Below are 3,049 nucleotides of genomic sequence, written 5' to 3'. Positions count from 1 at the left end.
TAATATGCAAATATATATCCCATCAATATAGCGAATATACTGAAATAAAAGTATCTTTATAATCAATTTTAACCAAAAGAATATGTTCTTAGAGGAGGTGTCTCCTGAAAGAACATATTCTTCTATTATGGGTATTATAAATATAGAACATGCTTTTCTTGTGCTACAATTTCTTCACTATGAGTTACAACAATAACTGTTTTTCCCTGTTCACTTAACTCATGTAATATATTCATAACAATCTCACTATTTTTTTTGTCTAAGGAACCAGTCGGTTCGTCTGCTAATACAATTGAACATTTCTTTAGCATTAAACGAGCTAACGCAACTCTCTGCTGTTCGCCACCAGATAATTGATAGACTTTTTTGTTAATTACTTTCTGTAAGCCAACTTTTTCAAGAGCTTCATTTATTGAAATATCCGTTCTACCTGATTTTTTTATTATTTCTAGATTTTCTTTTACTGTTTTGTTTTCCAAAAGGGCAAAATTTTGAAATAAAAATCCAACAACTTCTTTGAAATATTTCTGCTTTTTTCCTTTTTTTGCCACATCAAAACCATTCACAATAATAGAACCTTTGTCAGGATTTTCAATACCTCCAATCATATTAAGTAAAGTACTTTTTCCGCATCCACTTTCGCCACTAATTACCAAAAAACTGCTATCTGGAATTTTCAAATGAAAATTTTTGAACAAAATTTTATCATTATATGCTTTGCATAGATTTTCAATTGTTATCATAAGCAACCTCCTTTTAATGATTTCGGTATGTTTGTTTTTTCAACAATTGTGATATTAAAGAAAATAATTGTAAATTCTATTAGTGCCATAAATGAACTAACAAGAATGCTAATTCCTACTTCAGTTTGTACCGATAATAAAGAATAGATAAGCATACCTACTAATATCACAAAATTTTCCACTACAATCATTTTAAGAAGTGTTTTGTGCCGTTCAAATAAACTATATCCAAAGATTTTCATTAAGGAAATTTTCATTGCATTTTCTCGAAACTCTAGTCTACTTACGGTAACAATAATCGTAATATTTAAAAGCAATACAATCGTACAAAGAGAACTTAAAAATCCCACGAGTTTTATTAAAAATGTGTGATTATATAAATACTGTTCATGTACGTTTGTAATTACTAGCTGATAATTTCCAAGCATATCTTCATACTTTTTGCTGATATTTCTTAGCTGTTTTTCATCACATTGAAATAAAACTGCTCCTGCTTTATAGCTTTCAAGATACCCACCATTGACTGCTAAATCTTTGTTTGCCTGATAAATAATTATCGGATTTTTGCTTTTTTCGATACCATTTATTCTACTTGTATCTAAATAGGAAAAGTATTCTGTTTCGCTATACTCTATGTACTGAATATTTAATTGTTGTAAATTATCATGATTTAAAACATGGCTCAAGGAGTCATAGGCTAATTGCTTGTTTTTAGCAAAATATCTATTCTTTGGAATGAAAATAATCAAATCAGAAGATTCATTCTCTACTGCATTTATCTGCTTCGTAAAACCTTGTAACATATCTTTTGCATGATTATTTACATATATCACATCATTTTTATCATTTAAAATATTCAAGCATATTACAGGCTTTAATGTGTTATATTCATTCTTGTATAGTTTATTCCAAAAAGCTTCTTCTTTTTCAGCATTAAAATCAGTAGTCTTTACGGTAAAATAATTTGCATCATAATATTCTTCTAACAAATGTTCATTTGTAAATAGGTTATTATGAATACTACTAATATTAGTGGTAATTGTAAAAACAGCGGCTACCCCTGCTATAAATTTTAACGAATAACTTAAAAAATCCACTCCTCTTTTGTGTGTTGCATTTGCAAATGCCTTTCTAATATCAAAAAAGCAAAAAGAACAATATGGAATAGTGGAAAGAATAATTCCAATGGAATATAAAATTGTGACGAGTCTATTCTCATATGCTCCCGATATATAATTTGACAGCAATATTTTTGCAACAATAAATAATGCAATGTCAAAAGTTACATCGAATAAAGCAGCCTTAAATGCTATGAAACCAGCACTTTCTCCTAAGGAAACTCGTACAACAACCTCTTTTTTTCGCCTAACCACTTCAATTACATTTAGAACAATCATCAATGCAATAATCATACCCCATATAATAAAAATCATGTCCTTTTCCGTAGAATTCCAATATTCTGGATAAGTTAAGCTATATTTTTCTGATAATTTCTGATATGCAGAGATAATATTGTCCTCATTTCCTATGTATGAGATAAAGTTTTCATAACCCACAGAGGTACTTTGCAATTCTGAGAGATTATGAAATTTTACTTTCGTAACTCCGGAAACTAAAGCGGTATATTCTGATTCTTCTATGTTTGCAGTATTTTTTAATGTTTGTCTGATTACTTTATCATCGCCATAAATATGAAGTGTTGAAAGGTATTTATTATTGATTTCATTGTGCTGAGAAAAAATATGTACATCATTCTCCGTTGCAGTTTCTGATACATCTTTCAGAAACTGCGACATATCTTCACTAGCAACTTCATAGCGTGATGACGTAAAATATGCTGTAGAAAAGTTCCAAAGCTGATCTTGAAATATTTCAGATTGCATAAGTATTCCAAAAATCAGGAAACAAAACAAACATAAGTTTTTAATTGCTTTCATTTATTTCAACCCCAGATTCCATACTTTATTTGCTTTTTCAAATATCGTAGTCAATATTGTGCTATTTTCATCAACAATCCATTGATCTTCTTGATCTTCAGCTTTTTTGCTACTTGACAACATAATTTGAGTATTCAAATCCTTATAGTCATTAAATAGCACGCCTTGACTTATTCCTTGGTGAAATGGTTTTATCCAAATAATTAGTGCATATCGAACATCTGACTCAGCTATCGCAAGATTTCCATTCCAAAGCAAATAATCAGGGACAGACACACTATACTGGAATCCATCTTTATCTGTGTAAATTTTTACTCCAGATTCTTCTATTTCAGGGAAGTCTTTCTGAAATTCGTTATATGGTTTATA

3 protein-coding genes are annotated in these 3,049 nt (G+C 29.5%); all 3 read right to left on the bottom strand.

Annotated elements, in window-relative coordinates; all coding sequences use genetic code 11:
- Positions 1-134: 134 nt before the first annotated feature.
- Positions 135-743 (bottom strand): ATP-binding cassette domain-containing protein, encoded by a 609-nt coding sequence (locus LI162_RS15035; protein WP_055158421.1) that lies wholly within the window; start codon positions 741-743, stop codon positions 135-137.
- On the bottom strand, positions 740-2,680 hold the full coding sequence (locus LI162_RS15030) for a DUF1430 domain-containing protein (protein WP_227156863.1): 1,941 nt from the start codon (positions 2,678-2,680) through the stop codon (positions 740-742). Before LI162_RS15030 ends, LI162_RS15035 begins: the two co-directional genes overlap by 4 nt.
- The coding region (locus tag LI162_RS15025; RefSeq protein WP_227156862.1) for a hypothetical protein at positions 2,681-3,049 on the bottom strand (369 nt) is incomplete at its 5' end. It abuts the gene before it with no gap.

It is taken from the genome of Mediterraneibacter sp. 210702-DFI.3.120 (assembly GCF_020561005.1).
Classification (GTDB): domain Bacteria; phylum Bacillota; class Clostridia; order Lachnospirales; family Lachnospiraceae; genus Mediterraneibacter; species Mediterraneibacter faecis.
This window is presented reverse-complemented; position numbering and strand designations above follow the sequence as displayed.

Coding starts and splice junctions, on each gene's coding strand:
- LI162_RS15035 (WP_055158421.1), bottom strand. CDS start 743: ATGATAACAATTGAAAATCTATGCAAAGCATATAATGATAAAATTTTG.
- LI162_RS15030 (WP_227156863.1), bottom strand. CDS start 2,680: ATGAAAGCAATTAAAAACTTATGTTTGTTTTGTTTCCTGATTTTTGGA.